Genomic DNA, 26,903 nt, shown 5'->3' with positions numbered 1-26,903 from the left:
GGAGGAATTAGATGGAACTGTCAAGTTTGGCGATTTTAGCATTAGTTGCTGCTGCCATTATTGTGTTAGCCATATTCTTCACCTTTGTACCGGTGATGCTATGGATTTCGGCGCTTGCAGCAGGAGTCAGAATCAGCATTTTCACTTTGGTCGGGATGAGGCTGCGGCGCGTCATACCAAGCCGCGTTGTCAATCCGTTAATTAAAGCGCACAAAGCCGGCCTGTCCGCAACAACAAATCAGCTCGAAAGCCATTATCTGGCCGGAGGTAATGTCGACAGGGTGGTCAATGCCCTGATTGCGGCACAGCGCGCCAATATTGAGCTGTCATTTGAACGCTGCGCAGCCATTGACCTGGCCGGGCGTGACGTATTGGAAGCCGTACAGATGAGCGTTAATCCGAAGGTCATTGAAACACCGTTTATCGCGGGTGTCGCCATGGACGGAATTGAAGTAAAAGCAAAAGCCAGAATCACGGTAAGAGCCAATATTGAGCGCCTTGTCGGAGGAGCGGGAGAAGAGACGGTTGTCGCCCGTGTCGGAGAAGGGATTGTCTCGACAATCGGTTCTTCTCACAATCATAAAAAAGTGCTTGAAAACCCTGATATGATTTCGCAGACCGTACTTGGCAAAGGGCTGGATTCAGGCACCGCATTTGAAATTCTTTCGATTGACATCGCCGACGTTGATATCGGCAAAAACATCGGAGCGATTCTTCAGACGGATCAGGCAGAAGCAGACAAAAACATTGCGCAGGCCAAAGCCGAAGAGCGCCGCGCCATGGCGGTCGCCCAAGAGCAGGAAATGCGCGCTCGCGTAGAAGAAATGCGTGCAAAAGTCGTGGAAGCAGAAGCCGAAGTGCCGCTTGCGATGGCAGAAGCGTTGCGTGAAGGAAACATCGGCGTCATGGACTATATGAACATAAAAAATATCGACGCGGATACGGACATGAGGGATTCTATCGGCAAGCTGACGAATGACCAGCAAGATGAAGACCAACAATAACCTCTCTATTAAGGAGGGAGCCGCTATATGCACGAGATTCTGACAAATCCGCTCGTCATTGCCGCTGTCATCGGCATTATATCGGCAATATTCGGCAAGAAAAACAAAGATGAAAAACGTCCGCCGGGTACACGTCCCGGAAATCAGGCAAAAAAGCAGGATCAAAAACAGCCGCAGAAAGAGCATAAGCCGGAAGCGGAAGAATTGCCTGCCGTTTCAGAAGAGAACCCTTTTGAGCAAAAAAGAAGGGAAGCTGAAAAGCGCCTAGCGGAGACGGAGCAGATGTTTAACGGGCTCGAACATAAGCTGACATCCGCACGCGCACGAAACGCGTCTCTGAAGAAATCAGCCCTCAAAATAAATAAAGAAACTGCGGTCCAAGGCATTATATTCAGTGAGGTTTTGGGTCCGCCCCGTGCAAAAAAACCGCACCGGACCATGCGGAACATCGGTAAAAAATAAAGTGTTAGAACCCCTTTTCAAATCATACATATGAGATGAAAGGGGGTTCTTTTTTTATGGGGCAAAGAAAGAATCGTGTAAAGGCATGGCTGACAAGAGCATTGGAAATTCCCCCGGACGTTATGATGGATCTGCCTCGTATTACGATGGTCGGCAGACTTCATATCTACATAGAGAATCACAGAGGCCTCCTGCTGTTCAGTGAAGAAGAAGTCAGGCTGATGCTCAAGCAGGGGCAGTGTATCATATCAGGAAAAAACTTGGTCATTAAGGCAATCCTTCCTGAGGAAATCCTTTTGGAAGGCACGATAGATCACGTACGATATGTCGATTCATAAAGCCGGGGGGAAATAATGTGAAAAACAAATGGCTGTCATTTTTTTCGGGTAAAGTCCAAATGGAAGTCAAAGGAAAAGGGATTGAACGGCTGCTGAATGAATGTACGAGAAACGGAATCGCCATCTTTGCGGTGAAAAAAAAGCAAGACTGTGTTCTGCTGATGATTCAGCTTCAAGATGTACATGCTTTCAGAAGAGTCATCAGAAAACATGAATGCAAAGCAAGCTTTACAAAAAGAAAGGGTCTTCCCTTTCTGCTTCTCAAATCAAAATTAAATCTGGGCTTCACTGCGGGATTTGTGATATTTTTTGTTATATTGTTTCTTTTGTCCAACATGATTTGGGAAATTGATATTAAAGGGGCCAAGCCCGAAACCGAGCATCAGATGGTAAAGCACCTTGAAGAAATCGGTGTGAAAAAAGGCCGTTTGCAATTTTTAATGATGACGCCGGAGAAAATTCAAAAATCATTAACAAACGGCATCGATAATATTACGTGGGTCGGTGTGGAATTGAACGGGACAGCCCTTCATATGAAAGTGGTCGAAAAAAACGAACCGACAAAAGAAAAGTACGTAAGCCCCCGCCATATCGTTGCCAAAAAGAAGGCGGTCATCAAAAGGATGTTCGTGCAAAAGGGGCAGCCGATGGCTTTTGTGAACGATCATGTTGACAAAGGACAGCTCCTCGTCTCAGGACTGATCGGAAATGAAGACCGGAAAGTCGCCTCAAAAGCGGAAATTTACGGAGAAACATGGTACAAGTCAGAAGTAACCGTGCCTCTTGAAACATCATTTACGCTATATACGGGTAAAGTAAGGACGAAGCACAAGCTGTCTTTCGGATCATGGGGCGTGCCTTTTTGGGGCTTTGAATTTAATGAGAAGCCGCTGAAACATCCGAAAACAGAGGAAGAAAAGCATCCGTTTCAATTTCTGGGGATGAAGCTTCCGGTTTCTTACGTTTCAGAACAGACAAGAGAAAGTGAAACATCCGTGCGGACTTATACGAAAGGCGAAGCGGTTCAGGCCGGTATCAAAATGGGAAGACAAGATGTAGAAAAGCGATTAAACGGCAGCGGAGAGGTGGAAAGTGAAAAAGTTTTGCACCAATCCGTTGAGAATGGTAAAGTAAAGTTGATTATTCTCTACCAAGTTATAGAAGATATCGTTCAAACCACACCTATTGTTCAGGGAGACTAAAGAATGGCAGAACATTTACTTGCGATTAATCACAAACTGAAAAGCCCGGACGAAGCACTTTCTTTGTTCGGCAGCCAAGATGCCTTTTTACATTTAATGGAGAAGGATCTGGGCATTAGCCTCATCACACGCGGTGAAACCATTTACGTTTCCGGGAATGATGAAACATTTGAGATCGCTGACAGATTATTGGGCTCGCTCCTTACTTTAATTCGCAAGGGGATCGAGATTTCGGAACGTGATGTGCTGTATGCCGTGAAAATGGCAAAAAAAGATGAACTGGACTATTTTGAAAGCATGTATGAAGAGGAAATAACGAAAACGGCAAAAGGCAAACCGATCCGTGTCAAAACCATCGGCCAAAGAGAATATGTGGCGGCGATGAAGAAAAACGACATGGTGTTCGGCATCGGGCCGGCGGGAACCGGCAAAACTTATTTGGCGGTCGTAAAAGCGGTGCACGCTTTAAAAAACGGCCACATTAAAAAAATTATTTTAACAAGACCCGCTGTGGAAGCCGGCGAGAGCCTCGGTTTTCTGCCCGGAGATTTAAAGGAAAAAGTAGATCCTTATCTGCGCCCGCTGTATGATGCGCTCCATGATGTGCTCGGAAGCGACCATACGGAGCGTCTTATGGAAAGAGGGGTTATCGAAATCGCCCCGCTTGCCTATATGAGAGGGCGGACGCTTGACGACGCGTATGTGATTCTTGATGAAGCCCAGAATACCACTCCCGCTCAAATGAAAATGTTTTTGACGAGATTGGGTTTTGGCTCTAAAATGATCATTACGGGCGACGTAAGCCAAATTGACCTGCCGAAAGGCGTCACATCGGGACTTGCAGTAGCGAAGGACATGCTGAAGGACGTAAACGGCATCTCCGTGATTGAACTTGACCAGACAGATGTGGTCAGGCATCCGCTTGTTGCAAAAATTATTGAAGCTTATGATAAGCAAAAGTAATGCAAAAATGACCCGATCTCCCGTTATCGGGTCATTTTTATATGATGTGTTCCTGATGTTTCAGGGAGGAGGTTCTTGTTTTGAAAAAGAAGGGAAAGGGCAAAAGCGCCCGGGAACGGTTCCGCAGTTTCAGACATGCCCGCTCAGCCCATGTGCTGCTGTACCTGCTGCTTTCAGCGATCATGTTTGGTTTGCTCTTTATTCATGTAAAACCTGAATCACTTAATTTGGATTTGTTTGCAGTCAGTGATAAAACGATTTACGCGCCCGCCACAGTGGAAGATCAGCAGGCGACGGAATCGAAAAAACAGGCGGCCGAAGATGCGGTGGAAGATCAATACACTCTGAAAAAAGGCTATACCGACAATCGGCTTGACCTGATCACTTCCATTTTTGACAGCATCGGCGAAGTGAAAAAAGATGCGGAAAAAGACAAAAAGTCACCTTCGGAAAAATCACTGGTAAAATCGGTGAAAAACAAGCTGACACAGGATGTCAATGAATCCGTCTCGGAAGATGCCATTAAATCGCTTCTCCATGCAAACAATGAAGATTTCTCATTTGTGAGGGATTCCGTCATTACCGCGGTGAATACGGTGATGAGCAGTGAAATTCCTTCTGAAAAGCTTGCTGAAGCGAAGGATAAGGTCGCAAAAGAGCTGAAAAGTGCTTCTGTGCCGTCAAAATATTTAGCGGCTGCGACTGAAATCGGAAAATACGCGGTCATCCCGAATTACGTTTTTGATCCGAAAGCGACCGATGAAAAACGCCAGGAAGCGTCAGACAGCGTCCAGCCGGTACAGATCAAACAGGGACAGGTTCTCGTGGAAGAGAATGATCTGATTGACCGGGAAGTATACAGGAAGCTTGAACTGACGGGTCTTTTGAATAATTCCAACCTGTTAAAACCGATCAGCGGTCTCCTTCTGATGATCGGCCTGTTTATTGCCACGCTTGTCTACTATTTTGAGAAACAGCAGCAGGAGCTTAAGCTGAAAAATAAATCTCTTTTGCTGTTTTCTATCATTACAACGCTTATTCTCGTCATTATGGAAGTCGTCAGTCTCTTTCAGAAGATTGAATACACCAATATCGGCTATCTTGTGCCGATCGCCGCCGGTGCGATTTTAATCAGGCTGCTGCTCAATGAAAGGCTCGCCATTTTAGGAAGCATCATTCTGGCGATCTGCGGCAGTATGATGTTTAATCAGGGTGTGACGGGAACATTTAATTACGTCATCGGCATTTACTATTTAATCAGCAGCATTTCAGGCATTCTGTTTTTGGGAAAACATAATGCGAGGTCAAAAATATTGCAGACGGGACTGTTCGTCTCATTTATTAATATGATTATCGTGCTGTCGCTTTTATTAATACAAAATACGGCGCTGTCACCGGTTGAAATCGGAACGCTTATGCTGATGGGGGTCGTCTCGGGCCTTGCTTCATCCGTTTTGATTATCGGTCTGATGCCGTTTTTTGAGACGGGATTCGGCATTCTTTCAACAATGAGGCTGATTGAACTGTCTAATCCGAATCATCCCCTGCTTCGAAAGATTTTAACGGAAACACCCGGTACATATCATCACAGCGTCATGGTGGCAAATCTATCGGAAGCGGCTTGTGAAGCTGTAGGGGCAAACGGTCTTTTAGCACGGGTCGGAGCGTATTATCACGATCTCGGCAAAACGAAACGTCCGCAATATTTTATTGAAAATCAGATGAATATGGATAATCCGCATGACAAGCTGTCCCCTCAGCTCAGTAAAAATATCATTATCGCACATACGACAGACGGTGCGAATATGCTCAGAAGCTATAAGTTTCCGAAAGAGCTTGTGGATATCGCGGAGCAGCATCACGGAACGTCCCTTTTAAAATTCTTTTATTATAAAGCGAAAGAAAAGGGCGACCAGATTACAGAGAAGGAGTTCCGCTACCCGGGGCCGAAGCCGCAATCGAAAGAAGCGGCTATTATCTCAGTGGCCGACAGCGTTGAAGCCGCCGTCCGTTCCATGCATAATCCCAATCCCGAGCGGATCGAAAAACTGGTGCGGGGAATTATATCCGATAAGCTTCAGGACGGACAATTCTCAGAATGTGATCTCACGTTCCGAGAACTGGATACGATCGCAAAAACACTATGTGCGACTTTAAAAGGAATTTTCCACTCCCGGATTGAATATCCGGAGGCTACGAAGAAGGTGAAATAAATGAGTTTACTCATAGATATTGTTGATGAAACGAACAGCGTCTCAGCTGATGCGCTCCAAGAAGTGGAGAAGCTGCTCCAATTCGCGGCGGAAAAAGAAGGCGTTCAGGACCAGGCTGAAGTATCGGTCACGATTGTGACAAATGAGGAAATCAGAGAAATCAACAGAGACTACCGGGGAAAAGACACTCCGACTGACGTCATTTCGTTTGCGCTTGAAGAAGAAGGCGAAGACGAGGTTGAAATCGTAGGCGCCGACATGCCGCCTGTTTTAGGAGATATTATCATCAGCGCAGACAGAACGAAAGAGCAGGCGGAAGAGTACGGCCATTCGTTTATGAGAGAGCTCGGTTTTCTGGCCGTGCACGGCTTTTTGCATTTGCTTGGCTATGATCACATGACAAAAGAAGAAGAGGAAGAAATGTTTTCAAAGCAAAAGGATTTGCTGGATGAGTATGGACTCACGAGATCATAAAAACGAGTGGAGCAGGTTCCTGAAGAGCTTTGTCCATGCATGGAGGGGAATCTGGAAAACGGCGCGGTCAGAGCGGAATTTTCAATTTCATATTACCGCGGCCTGCGCCGTTATCGTTTGCGGTTTTCTCACCGGGCTGAGCACAGCCGAATGGGCCGTTGTTTTGATGCTGATCGGAGGAATGCTTGCTTTGGAGCTGTTAAATACCGCGATAGAGCATGTTGTGGATTTAGTTACCGATCAGTATCACCCGCTCGCAAAAGCGGCAAAGGACGCGGCCGCCGGAGCCGTTTGCGTCTTTGCCGTGATATCGTGTATCATTGGTTTACTCATCTTCTTGCCGAAGATATGTTAGCAGAAGATTCTTACAATTATTTTACATTGCCAAAAATGGGCGTGAAAAACCAATCATAATTATGTAAAATAAAAGTGACAGCGGTATCATACAGGATAAAGGTAAGAGAGGAATTAAGTACACATGAACAGACAAGAATTGATTGCAGAAGCATTAAAAGCGCGGGACACAGCGTATGTGCCGTATTCAAATTTCAGAGTGGGAGCCGCTCTTCTTACCAAAGACGGAAAAGTGTACAGAGGCTGCAACATCGAAAATGCGGCATACAGCATGTGCAACTGTGCTGAACGCACGGCGATATTCAAAGCTGTTTCCGAGGGGGATACGGAATTTGCGATGCTCGCCGTGGCTGCGGATACTCCGGGACCGGTTTCGCCGTGCGGAGCCTGCAGACAAGTAATTTCCGAGCTGTGCTCAAAGGATATGCTTGTTATTCTGACCAACTTACAAGGACAAATAAAAGAAATGACTGCGGAAGAATTATTACCGGGCGCATTTTCATCGGAGGATTTACATGACGAACGAAAGCTTTAAATCAGGATTTGTATCTATCATCGGAAGGCCGAATGTAGGAAAGTCTACCTTTTTAAACAGGGTCATCGGTCAAAAGATCGCCATCATGAGCGACAAACCCCAGACGACAAGAAATAAAGTCCAAGGGGTGCTGACAACCGGCACGTCGCAGACCATTTTTATTGATACACCGGGCATTCACAAACCAAAGCACAAGCTTGGCGACTTTATGATGAAAGTGGCGCAGAATACGCTGAAAGAAGTTGACTTGGTGTTATTTATGATTAACGCCGAAGAAGGGTACGGAAAAGGCGACGAGTTTATCATTGAAAAGCTCGGACAGACGTCTACACCGGTCTTTCTGATCGTTAACAAAATTGATAAGATCCACCCTGACCAGCTGCTTCTTTTAATTGATGAGTATCGTACGCGCTATCCGTTTAAGGAAATCGTGCCGATCTCAGCTTTGGAAGGGAACAACGTCGAAACCCTTCTCGCGCAGATTGAAGCGTATTTACCGGAAGGGCCTCAGTTCTATCCGAGCGATCAGGTGACTGACCATCCCGAGCGGTTCATTATTTCTGAACTGATCAGGGAAAAGGTGCTCCATCTGACAAGGGAAGAAGTGCCGCACAGCATCGCTGTCGCCATCGAGTCCATTAAAGGGCAGGAAAACGGCTCCGTCCATGTCGCCGCCACCATTGTGGTCGAGCGGGATTCTCAAAAAGGCATCGTCATCGGCAAAAAAGGAGCGCTTCTGAAAGAAGTCGGCAAAAGAGCGCGGGCTGATATTGAAGCTCTTTTGGGCTCACGCGTTTACCTGGAATTATGGGTGAAGGTGCAGAAGGACTGGCGGAATAAAATGTCTCAGCTGCGTGATTTCGGCTTCAAAGAGGATGAATATTAATTCATCTAAGGCGCATGCCTGAGGTGTGAGATTACCTCACAGAAGCAGGGATTCGTTAGCAAAATTTGTTTAACATGAAAAGGAGGACATCAGGTCAAGATAAGGGTAAGAATTTGGATAGCAAGCTAGTTTAATGATGAAAGGTGGGTTTTTTGTGTTGAATTTTACCTGGAACGTATTTTCTCAAACAGGAAGTGTTGATACGTACCTTCTTTTTAAAGAACTGGAAAAAGAGAACCTGGAAAGACCCGAAGAACCGGAAGATGAGCTAGCCCGAATTGATTTTCCAATTTTGTAAACCTCTTGGCCCCTCCCGTTGTTGGAAGGTGCGGAAATGCTGACTAAAAGTGAAGGAATCGTGCTCCGTACGAATGACTACGGGGAGACGAATAAAATCGTGACATTGCTGACGAGGGAACACGGCAAAATCGGCGTCATGGCAAGGGGCGCCAGGAAGTCAGCCAGCCGGCTGTCAGCAGTCAGCCAGCCGTTTTTGTACGGGTCATTTTTAATGCAAAGAACATCCGGACTCGGCACGCTCCAGCAGGGTGAAATGATTCTCAGCATGAGAACGATCAGAGAAGATTTATTTTTGACGGCGTATGCCGCTTTTATCGCTGAACTCACTGACAAAGGAACGGAAGAGAAGAAACCGAACCCCTATTTATTCGAATTGATTCTCGAATCCTTTAAGAGGCTGAATGACGGGACTGACCCGGACGTGATCACCTTCATCGTGCAGATGAAAATGCTCGGCGTCATGGGGCTGTATCCGGAGCTGAATCATTGTGTCCACTGCAAAAGCGGGGAAGGGACGTTTCATTTTTCGATAAGAGATAACGGGTTTATCTGCCACCGCTGCTTTGAAAAGGATCCGTACAGAGTTCCGATGTCGCCGCAAACGGCAAGGCTGCTAAGGCTTTTTTATTACTTTGATATCGGAAGGCTCGGCAGCGTCTCGTTAAAACAGGAAACCAAAAACGAAATTAAACGGGTCATTGATCTGTATTACGAGGAATATTCAGGACTTTATTTAAAGTCAAAACGGTTTTTAGATCAGATGGAAAGCATGAAGAACCTTTTGGATGAAAACAAAAGTTGACATTCTGCCCATCTTTTTATATGATCATTTATTATAAAATATGTTGCAGTGACAGAAAGAAGTACTTGCGTCCAACTCATACAAGCGACCTTAGGGCAGTGTAAGCTAAGGATGAGCGCGCAACGAAAGGCATTCTCGAGCAACCCTTTAAAAAGAGGCTGAGTGATTCACATCCTCAGCAACTAGGGTGGAACCGCGGGAGAACTCTCGTCCCTATGTTTGCGGCCGGCAAGCATAGAGACGGGAGTTTTTTGGTTGCCGCCGCACTTGTAAAAGAATGGAGAAAGTGGAGGTGCTTGAAATGAACATTCAAGATATGATTTTAACCTTGCAGAAGCACTGGTCGAATGAAGGCTGTGTGCTCATGCAGTCGTATGATGTGGAGAAAGGCGCAGGCACAATGAGCCCGTATACATTTTTACGAAGCATCGGGCCGGAACCGTGGAGAGTGGCTTACGTTGAGCCGTCCAGACGGCCTGCGGACGGACGGTACGGTGAAAACCCGAACAGGCTCTATCAGCATCATCAATTCCAAGTCATTATCAAGCCGTCGCCTGATAACATTCAAGAGCTTTACCTTGATTCATTGCGTGCGCTCGGCATTGACCCGCTTGAACATGATATCCGTTTCGTAGAAGACAACTGGGAAAACCCGTCTTTAGGCTGTGCAGGTCTCGGCTGGGAAGTATGGCTTGACGGGATGGAAATTACTCAGTTTACATACTTCCAGCAGGTGGGCGGAATTGAATGTAAACCGGTATCCGTTGAGATCACATATGGTATTGAACGTCTCGCGTCATATATTCAGGATAAAGAAAACGTCTTTGATCTTGAATGGACGTCAGGATTTACTGTGAAAGATTTATTTATGATGGCTGAATATGAGCATTCCGTTTATACTTTTGAAACATCTGACGTGGATATGCTTTTCCATTTGTTCAGCACCTATGAAAAAGAAGCGATCAGACAAATGGATAACGGGCTCGTGCATCCGGCCTATGATTATGTGCTGAAATGCTCTCACACATTTAATCTGCTCGATGCAAAAGGCGCGATCTCGGTGACGGAGCGGACGGGTTATATCGGCCGTGTCCGCAACTTAGCGAGAAAAGTGGCAAAAACGTATTATGAAGAACGGGAAAAATTAGGGTTCCCAATGCTTAAAGAGGAGGGCTCTTCCCATGAGTAAACAAGACTTGCTTTTAGAGATCGGACTCGAGGAAATGCCGGCGCGGTTTTTACATGACAGCATGGTGCAGCTCGGTGAAAAGCTGACCGGCTGGCTGGCTGAAAAAAATATCGCCCATGGCGAAGTGAAACTTTTTAATACGCCGAGACGTCTGGCAGTATATATAAAAGACGTAGCAGAAAAACAGGCTGATATTCAGGAAGAAGCAAAAGGCCCTGCGAAAAAAATCGCTCTGGATGCTGACGGAAACTGGACAAAAGCCGCTATCGGATTTTCAAAAGGCCAAGGCGCCGGAGTGGATGACCTGTATATAAAAGATGTAAACGGCACGGAATATGTCTTCGTTCAAAAATTCCAGGCGGGACAAGAGACGAAGACACTTTTACCGCAGCTGGAAAATTTGATTGCCGGAATGCATTTCCCGAAAAACATGCGCTGGGGCACGCAGGATCTGCGCTATATCCGTCCGATCAAATGGATTATCGCTCTCTTTGGAAAAGACGTCATTCCGTTTAAAATCACAAATGTCGAGACGGGCCGGAACACACAGGGACACCGCTTTCTCGGCCAAGAAGTATCTGTTGATGCACCGTCATCATACGAAAAGCTGCTGAAAGAACAAAGCGTCATTGCTGACCCGAAAGAACGCAAACAAATGATCCAAAGCCAGCTGGACGCGCTTGCAGCCGAGAAGAAATGGAACATTCCGATCGATGAGGACCTGCTGAACGAAGTCAACCATCTGGTGGAATACCCGACGGCGCTTTACGGATCTTTTGAATCCGAGTTTCTTTCTATCCCTGAAGAAGTGCTTGTAACAACAATGAAAGAGCATCAGCGCTACTTCCCGGTAAAAGATGAAAACGGGAATCTGCTGCCTCATTTTATTACGGTAAGAAACGGGAACAGCCATGCAATTGAAAATGTTGCCCGCGGAAACGAGAAAGTGCTGAGAGCAAGGCTTTCAGATGCTGCGTTCTTCTACAAAGAAGACCAAAAGCTGAACATTGATGAAAACGTGAAGAAACTGGAAAATATCGTTTTCCATGAAGAGCTCGGCTCCCTTGGAGATAAAGTAAGGAGAGTGGCCGCCATTGCGGGCAAACTTGCCGTCCGCCTGAAAGCGGATGAACAGACGCAAAACCTTGTGAAGCGCGCCGCAGAGATTTCTAAATTTGACCTGGTTACACATATGATCTATGAGTTCCCTGAGCTTCAAGGCGTGATGGGAGAAAAATATGCGCGCATGCTCGGTGAAGATGAAGCCGTCGCTGCCGCTGTCAATGAGCACTATATGCCGAGAGCGGCCGGGGGAGAAGTGCCTTCAACCTTTACCGGCGCGGTTGTGGCGTTAGCTGATAAACTGGACACGATTGCTTCCTTCTTCAGCATTGACGTGATTCCGACAGGTTCTCAGGACCCGTACGGATTGCGCCGTCAGGCAAGCGGCATCGTTTCCATTCTGATCGACCGCAACTGGGGCATTTCTTTTAAAGAGCTGCTGTCATTGACAGAAACGGAAAAAGAAAATGAGCTCCTCGATTTCTTTACACAGCGTCTGAAATACGTCTTAAACGCTGAAGACATCCGTCATGACGTTATCGAAGCCGTTCTGGACAGCACAGAGCTTGAGCCGTATGCAGCCGTTCATAAAGCAAGAGTGCTTGAGAAGCACCTCGGCACACCCGGCTTTAAAGAAACGGCTGAATCACTCGGCCGGGTCATCTCCATCAGCAAAAAAGGCGAGAGCCGCGATATCAATCCGGATCTGTTTGAAAATGAACAGGAGAAAAAGCTGTTTGACGCTTATCAAAAAACAAAAGACAGTGTCGCGGAAAGCTTTGCCTCCAAAAACTATGAACAGGCGCTTGCCGTGCTCAGCGGATTAAAGGAGCCGATAGAAGACTACTTTAATCACACGATGGTAAATGCGGACGATGAAGCATTAAAAACCAACCGTTTAGCGCAAATGACCGCTCTTGCAGATGTGATCAAGTCTTTTGCTAATATGAATCATCTTATTGTAAAATAAAGAAAAAGACGGTTGCTGTGTGATCGGCAATCGTCTTTTCCCCTTTTACATAAACATCACAGAATGAAAACATAGATAAAGAAACCCTTCCATAAAGGTGGTGAGTACGATCGAATTAAATAAACGGCAAGAACAAATTTTACAGATTGTAAAGGAAAACGGCCCGATTACCGGAGAGCATATCGCAGAACAGCTCAATTTAACGAGGGCCACGCTGCGGCCGGACTTGGCCATACTCACCATGTCAGGCTTCTTAGAGGCCCGTCCGCGGGTCGGTTATTTTTATACGGGGAAAACGGGAAATCAGCTGCTTGCGGATAAACTGAAAAAGCTGCAAGTGAAAGATTTTCAATCGATCCCTGTTGTCATCAATGAGAATGTCTCGGTATACGATGCCATCTGCACCATGTTTTTAGAAGATGTCGGCACGTTATTTGTCGTAGATCGTGATGCTGTCTTAGTCGGTGTGCTGTCACGCAAAGATTTGCTGCGGGCGAGCATCGGCCAGCAGGAACTTGCCTCAATACCGGTTCATATTATCATGACAAGAATGCCGAATATCGCCGTCTGCCGGCGTGACGATTATGTGATGGACATCGCCAAGTATTTAATTGAAAAACAGATCGATGCCCTGCCCGTTATTAAAGATACGGATAAAGGCTTTGAGGTCATCGGCCGGTTTACCAAAACGAATATGACTAAGATACTTGTCAGTTTATCAGAAAATGAAATCATATAAGCTTGAAAACTAACGGGGGGATAACATGGACAATCGCATCATTTATGTAGTATCAGACTCAGTCGGAGAAACCGCCGAACTCGTTGTAAAAGCCTCGCTCAGCCAGTTTAACGGCTCAGCCGATGATACGCATATCAGAAGAATACCTTATGTGGAAGATATCGGCACCATTAATGAAGTCGTGTCTCTCGCCAAAGCGGACGGCGGCATTATTTGTTTTACACTCGTTGTTCCTGAAATGCGCAAATACCTGGTTGAACAAGCGGAAAAAGCGAATGTGCTGTATTACGATATTATCGGTCCGCTCATCGATAAAATGGAATCGGCTTACGGTCTGACCGCCAAATATGAACCGGGCCGCGTCCGCCAGCTTGATGAAGATTATTTCAAAAAGGTCGAGGCGATCGAGTTTGCCGTCAAATATGACGATGGCAGAGATCCAAGAGGCATTTTAAAAGCCGATATCATCCTGCTCGGAGTATCCAGAACGTCTAAAACCCCATTATCACAATATCTTGCCCATAAGCGTCTGAAAGTGGCCAATGTGCCGATCGTTCCTGAGGTCGATCCGCCGGAAGAACTGTTCAGCGTTGATCCGAAAAAATGCATCGGCTTAAAAATCAGCCCTGATAAACTGAACCATATACGAAAAGAACGGTTAAAATCTCTCGGCTTAAATGACAAAGCCATTTACGCCAATATCAACAGAATTAAAGAAGAGCTGGAGTATTTTGAGAAAATCGTGGACCGGATCGGCTGCCAAGTCGTTGACGTTTCGAATAAAGCGGTCGAGGAAACAGCGAACATCATTCATCACCTCAAAACAAAGGGCCGATAACTCAGGACGCTTTATCCTGGGTTTTTGGGTATGCAAATAGGGAATAAACAAAAAGGATGGCATCTTCGCGAAGTTTGTATTATAATAAAAAATTGTGATAAAATGTTTATTTTTAGGTTTAAGCTTCGTGTGATACGAATAAACTATTATGGGTAAGATGTCAAGAATAACTCCCGGAAATTTTTCGACAAAGCTCAAAATAGATCCGCAGTCATGGAGCATATGCGATTTCGCTTGTTTTTATGCAGGAGATTGATGGAGGGATGGAGAATTAGTCTTCTAAATGAAAAAGAAAAGACGATTTTTGTCGATGCAGACGCATGCCCCGTAAAAGAGGAAATAATGCTCATTGCATCGCAAGTCAGCGTTCGGGTTATTTTCGTCGCATCATTTGAACACTACCAGCTTTCCAGAAGCAAAGACGAGAACTGGGTATACGTTGATCCTCATAAAGAAGCGGCAGACTTATATATCGCAAACCATGTGAGATCGGGAGACGTCGTAGTCACGCAGGATATCGGTTTAGCCTCTCTTTTGCTGAACAGAAATATTGCCGTCTTATCGGAAAGGGGCCGTTCTTATACTGAAGACACGATTGACTTCGCTCTGATGAGCCGTCATATGTCAGGCAAAATGAGAAGAATCGGCATTCATTCCAAAGGACCTAAAAAATTAAATAAAGAAGATCGGAATCGATTTGTTACCCTGCTTAAAAAAATCCTGTCGAATGATGAAGGGATTTCAAATCAAAACATCGAATAATGTACGACGGAGTGTTATAAGATGGGAAACCGCATACCAGATGAAGTAGTTAATCAGGTGCAGCAGTCAGCAGACATTGTTGAAGTCATAGGTGATTATGTCCAATTGAAAAAGCAAGGCCGCAACTACTTTGGGCTCTGTCCGTTTCACGGGGAAAACACGCCCTCGTTTTCCGTCTCCAGCGATAAGCAGATCTTTCATTGCTTCGGATGCGGTGCGGGCGGGAACGTTTTCTCTTTCTTACGGCAGATGGAAGGTTATTCATTTACGGAAGCTGTTTCTCACCTTGCGGATAAATATCAGATTGATTTCCCTGATGATATAACGATTCACTCTGCATCCAGGCCGGAATCTTCCGGAGAGCAGAAGATGGCGGAAGCCCACGAGCTTCTGAAGAAATTTTACCATCATTTGCTAATAAATACAAAGGAAGGCCAGGAAGCGTTAGATTACCTTTTATCAAGGGGTTTTACGAAAGAGCTCATAGATGAGTTTGAAATCGGCTACGCGCTGGATTCCTGGGATTTCATGACGAAATTCTTGAAAAAGCGCGGTTTTGAGGAAGAACTGATGGAAAAAGCGGGTCTGCTGATCAGAAGGGAAGACGGCAGCGGGTATTTTGACCGTTTCAGAAACAGAATTATGTTTCCCATTCATGATCACCACGGAGCCGTGGCGGCTTTTTCAGGAAGGGCGCTCGGAAGCCAGCAGCCGAAATATATGAACAGCCCGGAAACGCCGCTGTTTCATAAATCTAAGCTGCTGTATAACTTTCATAAGGCGCGCCTGCCGATCAGGAAAGAGGAGAGAGCCGTTCTGTTTGAAGGCTTCGCTGACGTCATATCCGCCGTCAGCTCAGGCGTAAAAGAAAGTATCGCCACAATGGGGACGTCGCTCACCGAAGAACATGTGAAAATCCTCAGGAGAAATGTTCAGGAGGTCATTCTCTGCTACGATTCGGATAAAGCCGGGTACGAAGCTACGCTGAAAGCGGCCGGCCTGCTCCAGAAAGCCGATTGTAAGGTAAGAGTAAGCATGCTGCCTGACGGGCTTGATCCTGATGATTATATCAGAACCCGGGGCGGAGAAAAATTCCGGACCGATATCATTGATGCAAGCGTTACGGTCATGGCTTTTAAAATGCAGTATTTCCGCAAAGGGAAAAACTTATCTGACGAAGGAGACCGGCTCGCTTACATGAAAGAAGTGCTGAAAGAAATCAGCGCTCTTTCCGGGTCGCTTGAGCAGGAAATGTATGTGAAGCAGCTCGCCTCAGAATTTTCTCTTTCGGTAGAATCTTTGACTGAACAGCTTTCCATCTACGCCAGACAAAACGCCCCCGGCGACAAAAACGCCGAACCGCAGACAAGACGGGCCCGGGTGACGACAAAAGCGAAACGGCGCCGTCTCCGTCCCGCCTATGAGAACGCGGAAAGACTTCTGCTCGCTCATATGCTGAGAGACCGAAACGTCATAAAGAAAGTGATTGAGCGTGTCGGCTTTGAATTTAACATTGACGGACATCGTGCGCTGGCAGCATACCTGTACGCTGTTTATGAAGAGGGCGCTGACATGACGCCGCAGCATCTTATGGCGAGAATGCAGGATGAGGAAATCAGCCAGCTGCTTTCAGATATAGGGATGCTCCAAGTAAACGAGGAGCTCTCAGAGGCCGAGTTATCCGATTACGTAAAAAAAGTGTTGGATCACCGAAAATGGTCAATGATAAAGGAAAAAGAAGCAGAAAGAGCGGATGCGGAGAGGCAGAAAGACTTCGTGAAAGCTGCGTCTCTGGCTCAAGAAATTGTTGCATTGAACCGATCATTAAAGTAACACCAAAAAGAGGCTTGCGTTCTGATTGGCAATGATTCCTTGCGGAGGAGCAAATAGATCGCTTAACCTCATCATGAATTGTCATTTATTATCCGCAGCCCTGCATGCTGAAAAAGAGAGAAGGCTTCCGGGTCGGATAAGAAACATACCGCTTTTAGAATTCGTTGCAAGCTTTGGAAGGAGGGATCCATAATGGCTGATAAACAAACCCACGAAACAGAAACAGAACTTACATTAGACCAGGTAAAAGAGCAGCTTACTGAAACTGGAAAAAAACGTGGCGTTTTAACATATGAAGAAATTGCTGAACGCATGTCCAGCTTTGAAATTGAATCAGACCAAATGGATGAGTATTATGAATTTTTAGGAGAACAAGGTGTTGAATTAATTAGTGAAAATGAAGAAACGGAAGATCCTAATATTCAACAGCTTGCCAAAGCCGAAGAAGAATTTGACCTTAATGACCTCAGCGTACCGCCTGGCGTAAAGATCAATGATCCAGTCCGCATGTACCTTAAGGAAATCGGACGGGTAAATCTTCTTTCTGCTAAAGAAGAAATCACCTACGCTCAAAAAATTGAAGAGGGTGACGAGGAATCTAAACGCAGACTGGCTGAAGCAAACCTTCGTTTAGTTGTCAGCATTGCTAAACGGTATGTCGGCCGCGGCATGCTTTTCTTAGACTTGATCCAAGAAGGAAACATGGGTCTCATGAAAGCCGTCGAGAAGTTTGACTACCGTAAAGGATATAAATTCAGTACGTATGCGACTTGGTGGATCAGACAGGCGATTACACGCGCCATCGCTGACCAGGCGAGAACAATCCGTATCCCGGTTCACATGGTGGAAACCATCAACAAATTAATCCGTGTGCAGCGTCAGCTTCTTCAGGATCTTGGCAGAGAGCCGACACCGGAAGAAATTGCTGAAGACATGGATCTTACGCCTGAAAAAGTCCGTGAAATATTAAAAATCGCTCAAGAGCCTGTTTCTTTAGAAACGCCGATCGGTGAAGAAGACGACTCACATCTCGGTGACTTCATCGAAGACCAGGAAGCGACTTCTCCGTCGGATCATGCGGCATATGAGCTTTTAAAAGAACAGCTGGAAGATGTGCTGGATACGTTGACAGATCGTGAAGAAAACGTGCTGCGTCTCCGTTTCGGTCTGGATGACGGACGCACAAGAACTTTGGAAGAAGTAGGCAAAGTGTTTGGAGTAACGAGAGAGCGTATTCGCCAAATTGAAGCAAAAGCGCTTCGCAAATTGAGACATCCGAGCAGAAGCAAACGTCTGAAGGATTTTCTCGAATAGAATGGAACGGGTCTTTTTGATCCGTTCTTTTTTATGTATAAGATATATGGATAATATACCTTTATTTTACTGGATAAGCATATGTTTTGCAAATGAGTTTGGAAAAAATGCGGCATGTCTGAAAGGGGGAAAATGAGATAAGTTTATTTATATTCTTTATTGTAAGCGTATACAATTCATTATACAATAGAATAAAGATAATTTTGTGATAAACAAAACAGTTATTTTTGCTTTTTGTATAAATTGTGAAATCAATGAAATTGCTGAGTAAGACCATTTACTTTTTGTAAAAATAAGTTAGAATTAGAAGTGTTTACATAGGGGGAGAATGAAAAAGGGGGATGGAGATATGAAGTGGAATCCGCTGATTCCTTTTTTGCTCATTGCAGTGCTGGGAATAGGGCTGACTTTCTTTTTAGCTGTAAAAGGCAATGGAGATGCGCATCAGATCGCAAGCGGCGGTGAAAGCAAAAATGCCGAGAAGGAAACTGCAAACGCTTCACCTGAAGAGATTTATAAAGCGAACTGCATCACCTGTCACGGGGAAAACTATGAAGGTGTGTCAGGGCCGAACTTAAAAGGCGTCGGCAAAAGAAAAGATGTCGCTGAGATTAAAACAAAAATTGAAAAAGGCGGCAACGGGATGCCCGCGGGCCTTGTGCCGGCCGAAAAGCTGGATGACATGGCAAAATGGGTTTCTGACATTAAATAAAGCTTTACCGGTCCCTATATAAAAGACATATGAAAAACTCTATCCGCCGCTTGGATTCCGGGCGGTTTTTTTATATGATAGTAAAGGAAAAAGAACCTGAGAAAAGTTGTGATATTGTGAATGAAATGAAGTTATCTAAAAGATTGCAGTCTGTGGCGGAATATATCCCTCCGGGTGCCCTGGTTGCTGATATCGGGTCGGACCACGCGTATCTTCCTTGCTATGCCGTTTTGAATCATTTGGCAAGCCGGGCAATCGCCGGTGAAATTACAGACGGACCGTTTCTATCCGCCAAACAGCAGGTGGAAAAACTGGACTTAAGCACTCTTATCTCCGTAAGGAAAGGTGACGGGCTGAGCGTCCTTGAAAAAGGAGAAGCCGGCGCCATTACAATCGCTGGCATGGGCGGAGCGCTGATCGCTCATATTTTGGAGTCCGGAAAAACGAAATTGACGGGGCGTGAACGGCTGATTCTGCAGCCGAATATTCATGCCGTTCATATAAGAGAGTGGCTGTATCAGGAAGGCTATGAACTGATTGATGAAGTGATTCTCGAAGAAGACGGAAAGTGTTATGAAATCCTCGTTGCGGAAACTGGCGACCGTGATGCGCCGTATCGGGACGTGCCGATGGCTGCCGGAATGCTTGCGGGTCCGTTTTTATTAAAAGAGAGGAATGAAGTGTTTCTTCGGAAATGGAGCCAGGAACTTAAGCATACTGAACAAATTTATGAACAGATCAGCCGCAGCGCAAAGCATGAAAATCATGAAAAATTAGCTGAATTGAAAGAGCGGATTTCTCTGCTGAAGGAGGTAATCGGACATGCCTAAACATGTGAACGGACAGGAAATCATCCAGCTGTTTGAACAATTTTCACCGAAGGCTTTTGCGGTGGAAGGAGATAAAATCGGCCTGCAGATCGGTACATTGAATAAGCCGGTGAAAAATGTCATGGTGACACTGGATGTTCTGGAACAAACGGTAGATGAAGCCATTGAGAAAAAAGTTGACTTAATTATCGCCCACCATCCGCCGATTTTTCGGCCGCTTAAACAGATCACCACTGATCAGCCTGGCGGAAGACTGATTGAGAAATGTATAAAGCATGATATTGCCGTATATGCGGCTCATACGAATCTTGATGTAGCGGACGGCGGTGTGAATGATCTGCTTGCCGAAGCTCTCGGCCTGACAGACACAGAAGTGCTCGTCCCGACATATTCGGATCCGCTGAAAAAGCTCGCCGTATATGTTCCGAAAGACTATGAAGAAGCTGTAAGAACTGCACTTGGCAACGCCGGAGCGGGACATATCGGCAATTACAGCCATTGCGCGTTCTCCTCTGAGGGAATCGGCAGCTTTAAGCCGCTGGACGGGGCAGAACCGTTTATCGGACAGACGGGAGAGCTGGAACTCGTCCATGAAGTGAGACTTGAGACCGTTTTTCCGGCAAGTATGGAGAAAACCGTCGTAAAAGCGCTGAAAAAAAGCCATCCGTATGAAGAGGTGGCATATGATATTTATCCGGTGGAGCAGTCTCCGCTTGAAAAAGGGCTCGGCCGCATCGGAAAACTTCAGCAAGACATGACGCTTGAAGAGTTTGCGCTGTTTGTGAAAGAAAAGTTTGACGTTAACGGAGTCCGGATGGTCGGAGAGCGAAACAGCAAGGTGAAAAAAGTCGCGGTTCTTGGCGGTGACGGAAATAAATATATTTATCAGGCAAAGCGGAAAGGTGCAGATGTTTACGTGACGGGCGATCTTTATTTCCATGTAGCGCATGATGCGATGATGATGGGATTAAACGTCGTGGACCCGGGGCATTATGCTGAAAAGATCATGAGAAAAGGCACGGCTGAGAAGCTTACGGCAATGGCCGGAGAGAAAAACTATGACGTGCGCATTTTCGCTTCCGAAACAGATACAAACCCATTTACTTTCTTATAAAAAAACTGAGGCCCCAGGCCTCAGTTTTTTATTTTTACTTTCGGAAGGATTTTTTTTAGCGGCACACTGTGTTCAAGCTGCCATGTCGATTCATCGTTGTGGTCAAACTGCTCTAAAAAGCGGATGACTTCCTTTGTAATCGGTGTCGGTGTTGATGCGCCTGCGGTAACGGCGACGGTATTGACGTCTTTCAGCCATTCGAGCTTCAGTTCACTGATGTCTCCGATTCGGTAGGCTTTTGTTCCGGCGATTTCTTCTGACACTTGTGCCAGTCTGTTGGAGTTATTGCTTTTCGGATCACCGACAACAATGGTTAAGTCCGCTTTTTTTGCCTGCTCTGATACAGCTTCTTGACGAACCTGTGTGGCCAGGCAGATTTCCTGATGGTATTCCACGTACGGGTACTTTTCTTTGACTGATTCCATAATATCGTGGACGTCCCACTGGGACATTGTCGTTTGGTTTGTAACGATTAATTTCTCAGCCTGAATATCGAGATTTCTCACGTCTTCCTCTGTTTCAACGAGATGAACGATTTCAGGAGCGACGCCGACGGCTCCTTCAGGCTCGGGGTGGCCTTTTTTACCGATGTATATGACGTGATAACCTTCAGCTTTTACTTTTCGGATTAAGTCATGTGTTTTCGTGACGTCCGGGCATGTGGCGTCAATCGTAACAAGCCCTTTTTCCTCAGCGGCTTTTCTTACTTCCGGAGATACCCCGTGAGCCGTGAAAATAACGGTTCCTTTTTCCACCTGCTTTAAAATCTCCAGACGGTTTGTGCCGTCAAGCGTGTAAATGCCGTCTTCCTCAAACGCATCTGTGACATGCTTATTATGAACAATCATTCCCAGTATATATATAGGTCTTGGCAGTGTTTTATCGAGTGACGCGTTTTTGGCTATGACCATGGCATCAACAACGCCGTAACAGTAGCCGCGCGGCGATATTTTGATAACGTCCAATGTAGATGTCCTCCTATCAAAAGTGAGTGTAGAGGCAATATAAAAAGCCGTAGTTAAACGGCTCAAATCTTGCATTCTTCTGATCTCATTATAGCTAATCTTTCGTGAGATATCAAAGAATGTTAAATATATAATTTCGGCTTTGATCTGCCCGATGTTCTTTTTGGACGCGGCTGTTCCGCTGAGTCTGCCTGTGCGGCGTCTTTTTCTTTTGAAGCGGATGCTTTTTCAGACGTCTTCTTTGATGTTTTGGATGAGGCGTCTGATTTGTTTTCATCTTCTGTTTCATCTGTTTTTTCAGCTTCATCCTTTTTGTCCTGTTCGTCTGTTTCTTTCGTCTCGTCAGATTCATTCTCGTCATCACTGCTGCTTAATTGGCTGTAAAGCTTCATCATGGCGGGCAGACTCCGTACTAAAGGACCGTACTGCTGGATCATCGGCGTAACCTGCTGCGCCACGCCGAGCACCTTCTGAACGTTGCCGAGCATGCTCGACAGGGATGCCGGACTTGCCAGGTTCTGTATTCCCTGCAGTCCTGCACCTGCTCCTCCGCTGGCCGCCGCCGGTGCCGACGCGGCAGCGCTTCCTCCTCCTGAACCGGGTAAAAAACGGGAAAGCATACCTTTTAAGCCCCCTCCGCCGCCCGTGCCTGCGTTTCTCAGGCCCGCTCCGGCAATCTGCTGCTGAGGGAAAAGCTGCCGTCCCTGCTGCATTAGCTGCCGTCCCGGCAATGACGGTCTTCCTCCCATCATCATACGCGGATTCATAAACGGCCGGCCCTGCTGCGCCATATTTCTCATCGGCTGCTGTGGAAACATACTTGTACCTCCTTTCTGTCTCTCTGCTATTACAATATGCATCGGAGGGGGCATTTGCTTTTCTGTCTCGAAAACAGGATTCCCCCAAGACATGGTGTTTTTAAGTAAAATCGGTTATAATGTGATGATGGACACAGAATGTGCCGCTTTAAGGAGCTGGGAAAAATGAAAGAAACTAAATTTGATGGATACAACTTAAAACCGTTTATTATAGATGCAGTTCACCGCCTTGGTTTTTATGAACCGACAGATATTCAAAAGCGTCTGATACCTGCCGTACTGAAAAACGAAAGCGTGATCGGGCAGTCCCAGACGGGGACGGGGAAAACCCACGCCTATTTATTGCCAATTTTGAATCGGATTGATCCGGGTTCTGATACGGTACAGGCTGTTATCACGGCGCCGACGAGAGAGCTTGCCAATCAGATTCATCAGGAAGCGCTCAAAATCACACAGGGTGCGGAAGATGAGCCGATCCGGACAAAATGCTTCATCGGCGGGACGGACAAGCAAAAATCAATTGATAAGCTGAAAACACAGCCTCATCTCGTCGTCGGAACGCCGGGCCGGATCGCGGATCTGATTAAGGCGCAGGCATTGAACGTCTATAAAGCGCAGTCTCTCGTCATTGACGAAGCTGATCTGATGCTTGACATGGGCTTTTTAGAAGACGTTGATTACATCGGATCGCGTATGCCGGAAGAACTGCAGATGCTTGTGTTCTCAGCTACGATTCCGGAAAAGCTGAAGCCGTTTTTGAAAAAGTATATGGAAAATCCGAAGTACGCGCATGTTGAGCCGAAAAGAATCACAGCCGAAAAGATTGAACATGTTTTGGTTCCTTCTAAACAGCGTGATAAAGACAAACTGCTTTTTGATATGATGTCTCATCTGAATCCTTATCTGGGCATTGTGTTTGCAAATACGAAAAACACGGCTGACCATATTGCGAAATACCTGACTGAAAAAGGAATGAGGGTCGGTCTTCTGCACGGGGGATTAACGCCGCGTGAGCGTAAGAAGGTAATGAAGCAGATTAATGATCTGGAGTTCACTTATGTCATTGCGACAGACCTTGCGGCTAGAGGAATTGACATTAAAGGCGTAAGCCACGTCATCAACTACGAGCTTCCGGACGATTTGGATTTTTATGTTCACCGTGTCGGAAGAACTGCACGCGCCGGTTCATCAGGCCAAGCACTGACCATTTATGAGCTTTCTGACGAAGATGCGCTCGCAAGGCTTGAAAAGATGGGCATTGTGTTTGACTATGCGGAGCTTGTAAACGGGGAATGGAAGAAAGGCGATGACCGCCACCGCCGTAAAAATCGCAAAAAGACGGCAAATGAGGCTGACCAAATTGCGAAACGCCTCGTAAAAAAGCCGAAAAAAGTAAAGCCGGGCTATAAAAAGAAAATGAGCTACGAAATGGAAAAAATTAAAAAGAAGCAGAGAAGAAACCAATCTAACAGAGGAAAGTAGGGGGAATCGGGTTGCTGAAAATAGGTTCACACGTCTCAATGAGCGGAAAACATATGCTCCTTGCCGCAAGCAAGGAAGCTGTTTCGTACGGGGCGAATACATTTATGATCTATACGGGCGCTCCCCAAAACACGCGCCGCAAAAAAATTGAGGACTTGAATATTGAAGCGGGCCGCGCCCATATGAAGGAAAACGGCATCGATGAGATTGTCGTGCATGCGCCGTACATCATTAACATTGGAAATACGACAAATCCGGCAACATTTGAGCTGGGCGTTGATTTTCTGCGTTCTGAAATTGAAAGAACGGCAGCGATCGGCGCGAGACAGATCGTGCTTCATCCAGGGGCGCATGTCGGAGCCGGGGCTGAGACAGGCATCAAAAAAATCATTGAAGGTTTAAACGAAGTGATTGTTCCCGGGCAAAACGTGCAGATTGCGCTGGAGACAATGGCGGGCAAAGGATCAGAATGCGGGAGAAGCTTTGAAGAGCTGGCCGAGATCATTGCGGGAGTCACGCATAATGAACATCTATCCGTCTGCTTTGACACTTGCCACACCCATGACGCCGGGTATGATGTCGCTAATGATTTTGACGGTGTTCTTAACGAGTTTGATAAAATCGTCGGCATCGATCGGATAAAAGTCCTTCATGTTAACGACAGTAAAAATATTAAAGGCGCCCGGAAAGACCGCCATGAAAATATCGGGTTCGGAGAGATCGGTTTTGACGCTCTGCAGTACATCGTTCATCACGAGCAGCTTGCCGATATTCCGAAAATCCTCGAAACACCGTATGTAGGCGAAGACAAGAAAAATAAGAAGCCGCCGTACCGTTTTGAAATCGAAATGCTGAAAGAAAAACAGTTTGATAAGGAGCTTCTTGAAAAAATATCAGCTCAATAAGAAAGAAAGGAGGGGCGGGTGTCCCTCCTTTCTTACCCTGAGAATTGATTGAAAAGTTCGTCAACTTTCCGCGCCGTTTCTTTTGAGGTTATCGTTTCCACTTTTTTCAGCAGGCGCAGCCGCTCCTGTTCATCAAAAATATTGATGTTTTTTCCGTGCATCAGAGCCGCTACCTCAGCCGCTTGACTTCTTGTAATGCTGATCCCGTATTGCTTGGAATATTTCAGCAGATCGTCCGCAGTGACTTGATTGAGCCGCTGCAAAATAATTCTTTGTATTAAAATCATCGATACTTTCACCTCTTTAGACATAATGTATTGAGCAGATCATTAAAATGTTACAGCTTTTAATGGTAAAATAAAGTTGCTTACTGTTTAAAATAGTTATTATAGGAAAGGAGATTTTATGACCCCAAATAAACAGCATAAAAGAGAATCATTTTTACACTTTATCTTCAGGGTCATTATGATTCTGATCGGGGCGGGTTCAGCCGCCGTAAGTATTGAATTGTTTCTGGTCCCTAATAATTTTATCGACGGAGGCATTATCGGTGTTTCATTAATTTTAGACCACCTCTTTATGTCCAATCCCCTCCTCAATTTTGCCTTATTCGTTGTGTTACTCAACATTCCATTTATGATTTTCGGATATAAATATATCGGAAAAACATTTCTCATCTCTACTGTTATCGGAATCGTCGGTTTAGCGCTGATTGAATCCTCATTGCACCATGTGGAGGCCATTACGACCCAGCCTATTTTGGCGACGGTATTCGGGGGGCTTTTGCTCGGTTTCGGGGTAGGCCTTGTCATCCGAAACGGAGGCTCGATGGACGGTACTGAAATCCTCGGTATCCTTCTCACGAAAAAGCTGCCCTTTTCAGTCGGGGAATTCGTTATGCTCATCAATGTGTTTATTTTCATTTGGGCCGGTTTTGTGTTCGGTCCGGAGCAGGCAATGTATTCTTTCATGACTTATTATATTGCCATGAAAACGATTGACGCCGTCATCCAGGGGCTTGATGAAACAAAAGCGGTCATTATTGTTGCAGAGCAATATGCTGAGATCTCAGATGCAATATTGCACCGGCTTGGACGGGGAACCACCAAGCTTCAGGGAAAAGGCGGATATACGGATGAAACCAAAGAAGTCATTTACGCGGTCGTGACAAGGCTTGAAGTGACTAAATTGAAATCCATTGTGTTTGAAATTGATAAAAACGCCTTTATTACGATCATGAATACCCATGAAACGAGGGGCGGTAAGTTCAAAACCGCGATTCACTAGGCTTTCATTTACTTTTCATCATTTTATAGGTATAATTTGATACATCATAAGAAAATGGCCTGCTGTTCAGACAGCTGCCATTTTCTTTTTGGAGCGATACCGTGTTGTAAAGGGGAGGTCCTCATGAACGTACAAGAAGCGTTGAACCTGCTGAAAGAAAAAGGGTATAAATATACGAGTAAGCGAGAAGACATGCTGCAGCTTTTTGCTGATTCTGATAAATATCTGACCGCCAAAAACGTGCTTGCCGCATTAAATGACGACTATCCGGGTCTGAGCTTTGATACCATATACAGAAATCTTTCGTTATATGAAGAACTCGGCATTTTGGAAACGACGGAGCTTTCCGGAGAAAAACTGTTCCGTTTTACATGCTCTTATACCCATCATCATCACCATTTTATCTGTTTAACCTGCGGGAAAACGAAGGAAATTGAGTCCTGTCCGATGGATAAGCTGCACGATGATTTGGAAGGGTATGAAATCAGCGGCCATAAGTTTGAAATTTACGGCACCTGTCCGGCGTGCCGATAAAAAACCTCCTGCTTAT

The 26,903-nt window shown here is 45.8% G+C and carries 28 protein-coding genes and 1 pseudogene; 26 read left to right on the top strand and 3 right to left on the bottom strand.

Going from position 1 to position 26,903, the window contains the following annotated elements:
- The first annotated feature begins 11 nt into the window (after positions 1-11).
- From floA to NQS30_RS05150, 22 genes and pseudogenes are all read left to right on the top strand, one after another.
- Positions 12-1,004, top strand: a complete 993-nt coding sequence (floA, locus tag NQS30_RS05255; RefSeq protein ID WP_007408280.1) for a flotillin-like protein FloA — start codon at positions 12-14, stop codon at positions 1,002-1,004.
- A gap of 27 nt (positions 1,005-1,031) precedes the next feature.
- The gene (locus tag NQS30_RS05250; protein WP_007408281.1) at positions 1,032-1,466 is read left to right on the top strand and encodes a hypothetical protein; all 435 of its coding nucleotides are present in this window, start codon (positions 1,032-1,034) and stop codon (positions 1,464-1,466) included.
- A 56-nt stretch (positions 1,467-1,522) separates the two neighbouring features.
- Entirely contained in the window at positions 1,523-1,804 is a 282-nt protein-coding gene (gene yqfC / locus NQS30_RS05245; RefSeq protein WP_003152966.1) for a sporulation protein YqfC, read from the top strand.
- 17 nt (positions 1,805-1,821) lie between these two features.
- Positions 1,822-3,046, top strand: a pseudogene (gene yqfD, locus NQS30_RS05240) (sporulation protein YqfD).
- Positions 3,010-3,969, top strand: a complete 960-nt coding sequence (locus tag NQS30_RS05235; RefSeq protein ID WP_007408283.1) for a PhoH family protein — start codon at positions 3,010-3,012, stop codon at positions 3,967-3,969. The pseudogene yqfD and the gene NQS30_RS05235 overlap by 37 nt, the downstream one beginning before the upstream one ends.
- Positions 3,970-4,049: 80 nt before the next feature.
- On the top strand, positions 4,050-6,182 hold the full coding sequence (locus NQS30_RS05230; protein ID WP_007408284.1) for an HD family phosphohydrolase: 2,133 nt from the start codon (positions 4,050-4,052) through the stop codon (positions 6,180-6,182).
- Positions 6,183-6,656 (top strand): rRNA maturation RNase YbeY, encoded by a 474-nt coding sequence (gene ybeY / locus NQS30_RS05225; RefSeq protein WP_012118016.1) that lies wholly within the window; start codon positions 6,183-6,185, stop codon positions 6,654-6,656. It abuts the gene before it with no gap.
- The gene (locus NQS30_RS05220; RefSeq protein ID WP_015240233.1) at positions 6,637-7,011 is read left to right on the top strand and encodes a diacylglycerol kinase family protein; all 375 of its coding nucleotides are present in this window, start codon (positions 6,637-6,639) and stop codon (positions 7,009-7,011) included. The genes ybeY and NQS30_RS05220 overlap by 20 nt, the downstream gene beginning before the upstream one ends.
- Before the next feature lie 123 nt (positions 7,012-7,134).
- Positions 7,135-7,545, top strand: coding sequence for a cytidine deaminase (locus tag NQS30_RS05215; protein ID WP_003152976.1), 411 nt, complete (start codon positions 7,135-7,137; stop codon positions 7,543-7,545).
- The gene (gene era / locus NQS30_RS05210) at positions 7,526-8,431 is read left to right on the top strand and encodes a GTPase Era (protein WP_007408285.1); all 906 of its coding nucleotides are present in this window, start codon (positions 7,526-7,528) and stop codon (positions 8,429-8,431) included. Before NQS30_RS05215 ends, era begins: the two co-directional genes overlap by 20 nt.
- A gap of 154 nt (positions 8,432-8,585) precedes the next feature.
- Complete coding sequence (locus NQS30_RS05205) at positions 8,586-8,729, top strand: YqzL family protein (RefSeq protein WP_007408286.1); 144 nt, start codon at positions 8,586-8,588, stop codon at positions 8,727-8,729.
- 36 nt (positions 8,730-8,765) lie between these two features.
- On the top strand, positions 8,766-9,533 hold the full coding sequence (recO, locus tag NQS30_RS05200; protein ID WP_015240232.1) for a DNA repair protein RecO: 768 nt from the start codon (positions 8,766-8,768) through the stop codon (positions 9,531-9,533).
- Positions 9,534-9,834: 301 nt separating this feature from the next.
- On the top strand, positions 9,835-10,722 hold the full coding sequence (glyQ, locus tag NQS30_RS05195; RefSeq protein WP_003152984.1) for a glycine--tRNA ligase subunit alpha: 888 nt from the start codon (positions 9,835-9,837) through the stop codon (positions 10,720-10,722).
- Complete coding sequence (glyS, locus tag NQS30_RS05190) at positions 10,715-12,754, top strand: glycine--tRNA ligase subunit beta (RefSeq protein WP_059368104.1); 2,040 nt, start codon at positions 10,715-10,717, stop codon at positions 12,752-12,754. Before glyQ ends, glyS begins: the two co-directional genes overlap by 8 nt.
- A 100-nt stretch (positions 12,755-12,854) precedes the next feature.
- The gene (ccpN, locus tag NQS30_RS05185) at positions 12,855-13,493 is read left to right on the top strand and encodes a transcriptional regulator CcpN (RefSeq protein WP_003152989.1); all 639 of its coding nucleotides are present in this window, start codon (positions 12,855-12,857) and stop codon (positions 13,491-13,493) included.
- Positions 13,494-13,518: 25 nt separating this feature from the next.
- The gene (locus NQS30_RS05180; protein WP_003152991.1) at positions 13,519-14,331 is read left to right on the top strand and encodes a pyruvate, water dikinase regulatory protein; all 813 of its coding nucleotides are present in this window, start codon (positions 13,519-13,521) and stop codon (positions 14,329-14,331) included.
- Positions 14,332-14,586: 255 nt separating this feature from the next.
- Positions 14,587-15,093, top strand: a complete 507-nt coding sequence (locus tag NQS30_RS05175) for a YaiI/YqxD family protein (RefSeq protein WP_032870475.1) — start codon at positions 14,587-14,589, stop codon at positions 15,091-15,093.
- A 21-nt stretch (positions 15,094-15,114) separates the two neighbouring features.
- Positions 15,115-16,926: a DNA primase gene (gene dnaG / locus NQS30_RS05170; RefSeq protein ID WP_007408290.1), complete on the top strand. Its 1,812-nt coding sequence runs from the start codon at positions 15,115-15,117 to the stop codon at positions 16,924-16,926.
- Between the two features lie 192 nt (positions 16,927-17,118).
- Positions 17,119-18,240 (top strand): RNA polymerase sigma factor RpoD, encoded by a 1,122-nt coding sequence (gene rpoD, locus NQS30_RS05165; RefSeq protein ID WP_003152998.1) that lies wholly within the window; start codon positions 17,119-17,121, stop codon positions 18,238-18,240.
- Positions 18,241-18,589: 349 nt separating this feature from the next.
- The gene (gene cccA / locus NQS30_RS05160; RefSeq protein ID WP_003152999.1) at positions 18,590-18,952 is read left to right on the top strand and encodes a cytochrome c550; all 363 of its coding nucleotides are present in this window, start codon (positions 18,590-18,592) and stop codon (positions 18,950-18,952) included.
- Positions 18,953-19,077: 125 nt separating this feature from the next.
- A complete protein-coding gene (locus tag NQS30_RS05155; RefSeq protein ID WP_012118009.1) occupies positions 19,078-19,782 on the top strand; it encodes a tRNA (adenine(22)-N(1))-methyltransferase in 705 nt (234 codons plus the stop codon).
- Positions 19,775-20,896 carry a Nif3-like dinuclear metal center hexameric protein gene (locus NQS30_RS05150; protein WP_015240228.1) on the top strand — a complete coding sequence of 374 codons (1,122 nt, stop codon included), beginning with the start codon at positions 19,775-19,777 and terminating at the stop codon, positions 20,894-20,896. The genes NQS30_RS05155 and NQS30_RS05150 overlap by 8 nt, the downstream gene beginning before the upstream one ends.
- A gap of 20 nt (positions 20,897-20,916) precedes the next feature.
- Here the strand turns inward: NQS30_RS05150 and NQS30_RS05145 are convergent, their stop codons facing one another.
- The gene (locus tag NQS30_RS05145) at positions 20,917-21,861 is read right to left on the bottom strand and encodes a 4-hydroxy-3-methylbut-2-enyl diphosphate reductase (RefSeq protein WP_012118007.1); all 945 of its coding nucleotides are present in this window, start codon (positions 21,859-21,861) and stop codon (positions 20,917-20,919) included.
- A 122-nt stretch (positions 21,862-21,983) separates the two neighbouring features.
- A complete protein-coding gene (gene vrrA / locus NQS30_RS05140; protein ID WP_012118006.1) occupies positions 21,984-22,679 on the bottom strand; it encodes a VrrA/YqfQ family protein in 696 nt (231 codons plus the stop codon).
- A gap of 165 nt (positions 22,680-22,844) precedes the next feature.
- Between vrrA and NQS30_RS05135 the strand changes: the two genes are divergently transcribed.
- Both NQS30_RS05135 and NQS30_RS05130 read left to right on the top strand, forming a co-directional pair.
- Positions 22,845-24,161 carry a DEAD/DEAH box helicase gene (locus tag NQS30_RS05135; RefSeq protein ID WP_015240227.1) on the top strand — a complete coding sequence of 439 codons (1,317 nt, stop codon included), beginning with the start codon at positions 22,845-22,847 and terminating at the stop codon, positions 24,159-24,161.
- 11 nt (positions 24,162-24,172) lie between these two features.
- Positions 24,173-25,066: a deoxyribonuclease IV gene (locus tag NQS30_RS05130; RefSeq protein ID WP_012118004.1), complete on the top strand. Its 894-nt coding sequence runs from the start codon at positions 24,173-24,175 to the stop codon at positions 25,064-25,066.
- A 32-nt stretch (positions 25,067-25,098) separates the two neighbouring features.
- On the opposite strand, the gene NQS30_RS05125 is transcribed toward NQS30_RS05130, so the two are convergent.
- Complete coding sequence (locus NQS30_RS05125; RefSeq protein WP_003153013.1) at positions 25,099-25,353, bottom strand: DUF2624 domain-containing protein; 255 nt, start codon at positions 25,351-25,353, stop codon at positions 25,099-25,101.
- Between the two features lie 118 nt (positions 25,354-25,471).
- Here NQS30_RS05125 and NQS30_RS05120 point away from each other — a divergent pair, with 118 nt between their 5' ends.
- On the top strand, positions 25,472-26,353 hold the full coding sequence (locus NQS30_RS05120) for a YitT family protein (protein ID WP_007408296.1): 882 nt from the start codon (positions 25,472-25,474) through the stop codon (positions 26,351-26,353).
- Positions 26,354-26,476: 123 nt separating this feature from the next.
- Entirely contained in the window at positions 26,477-26,887 is a 411-nt protein-coding gene (zur, locus tag NQS30_RS05115) for a zinc uptake transcriptional repressor Zur (protein ID WP_003153018.1), read from the top strand.
- Positions 26,888-26,903: the final 16 nt, after the last annotated feature.

Source organism: Bacillus sp. B1(2022) (assembly GCF_040259625.1).
GTDB lineage: Bacteria > Bacillota > Bacilli > Bacillales > Bacillaceae > Bacillus > Bacillus velezensis.
This window is presented reverse-complemented; position numbering and strand designations above follow the sequence as displayed.

What these genes read in the sequence shown, in the direction of transcription:
- glyS (WP_059368104.1), top strand. Translation starts at nt 10,715, where the DNA reads ATGAGTAAACAAGACTTGCTTTTAGAGATCGGACTCGAGGAAATGCCG.
- recO (WP_015240232.1), top strand. Translation starts at nt 8,766, where the DNA reads ATGCTGACTAAAAGTGAAGGAATCGTGCTCCGTACGAATGACTACGGG.
- NQS30_RS05180 (WP_003152991.1), top strand. Translation starts at nt 13,519, where the DNA reads ATGGACAATCGCATCATTTATGTAGTATCAGACTCAGTCGGAGAAACC.
- dnaG (WP_007408290.1), top strand. Translation starts at nt 15,115, where the DNA reads ATGGGAAACCGCATACCAGATGAAGTAGTTAATCAGGTGCAGCAGTCA.
- era (WP_007408285.1), top strand. Translation starts at nt 7,526, where the DNA reads ATGACGAACGAAAGCTTTAAATCAGGATTTGTATCTATCATCGGAAGG.
- NQS30_RS05120 (WP_007408296.1), top strand. Translation starts at nt 25,472, where the DNA reads ATGACCCCAAATAAACAGCATAAAAGAGAATCATTTTTACACTTTATC.
- NQS30_RS05125 (WP_003153013.1), bottom strand. Translation starts at nt 25,353, where the DNA reads ATGATTTTAATACAAAGAATTATTTTGCAGCGGCTCAATCAAGTCACT.
- zur (WP_003153018.1), top strand. Translation starts at nt 26,477, where the DNA reads ATGAACGTACAAGAAGCGTTGAACCTGCTGAAAGAAAAAGGGTATAAA.
- floA (WP_007408280.1), top strand. Translation starts at nt 12, where the DNA reads ATGGAACTGTCAAGTTTGGCGATTTTAGCATTAGTTGCTGCTGCCATT.
- NQS30_RS05220 (WP_015240233.1), top strand. Translation starts at nt 6,637, where the DNA reads ATGGACTCACGAGATCATAAAAACGAGTGGAGCAGGTTCCTGAAGAGC.
- NQS30_RS05155 (WP_012118009.1), top strand. Translation starts at nt 19,078, where the DNA reads ATGAAGTTATCTAAAAGATTGCAGTCTGTGGCGGAATATATCCCTCCG.
- NQS30_RS05135 (WP_015240227.1), top strand. Translation starts at nt 22,845, where the DNA reads ATGAAAGAAACTAAATTTGATGGATACAACTTAAAACCGTTTATTATA.
- glyQ (WP_003152984.1), top strand. Translation starts at nt 9,835, where the DNA reads ATGAACATTCAAGATATGATTTTAACCTTGCAGAAGCACTGGTCGAAT.
- vrrA (WP_012118006.1), bottom strand. Translation starts at nt 22,679, where the DNA reads ATGTTTCCACAGCAGCCGATGAGAAATATGGCGCAGCAGGGCCGGCCG.
- NQS30_RS05215 (WP_003152976.1), top strand. Translation starts at nt 7,135, where the DNA reads ATGAACAGACAAGAATTGATTGCAGAAGCATTAAAAGCGCGGGACACA.
- NQS30_RS05175 (WP_032870475.1), top strand. Translation starts at nt 14,587, where the DNA reads ATGGAGGGATGGAGAATTAGTCTTCTAAATGAAAAAGAAAAGACGATT.
- cccA (WP_003152999.1), top strand. Translation starts at nt 18,590, where the DNA reads ATGAAGTGGAATCCGCTGATTCCTTTTTTGCTCATTGCAGTGCTGGGA.
- yqfC (WP_003152966.1), top strand. Translation starts at nt 1,523, where the DNA reads ATGGGGCAAAGAAAGAATCGTGTAAAGGCATGGCTGACAAGAGCATTG.
- NQS30_RS05235 (WP_007408283.1), top strand. Translation starts at nt 3,010, where the DNA reads ATGGCAGAACATTTACTTGCGATTAATCACAAACTGAAAAGCCCGGAC.
- ybeY (WP_012118016.1), top strand. Translation starts at nt 6,183, where the DNA reads ATGAGTTTACTCATAGATATTGTTGATGAAACGAACAGCGTCTCAGCT.
- NQS30_RS05150 (WP_015240228.1), top strand. Translation starts at nt 19,775, where the DNA reads ATGCCTAAACATGTGAACGGACAGGAAATCATCCAGCTGTTTGAACAA.
- NQS30_RS05250 (WP_007408281.1), top strand. Translation starts at nt 1,032, where the DNA reads ATGCACGAGATTCTGACAAATCCGCTCGTCATTGCCGCTGTCATCGGC.
- rpoD (WP_003152998.1), top strand. Translation starts at nt 17,119, where the DNA reads ATGGCTGATAAACAAACCCACGAAACAGAAACAGAACTTACATTAGAC.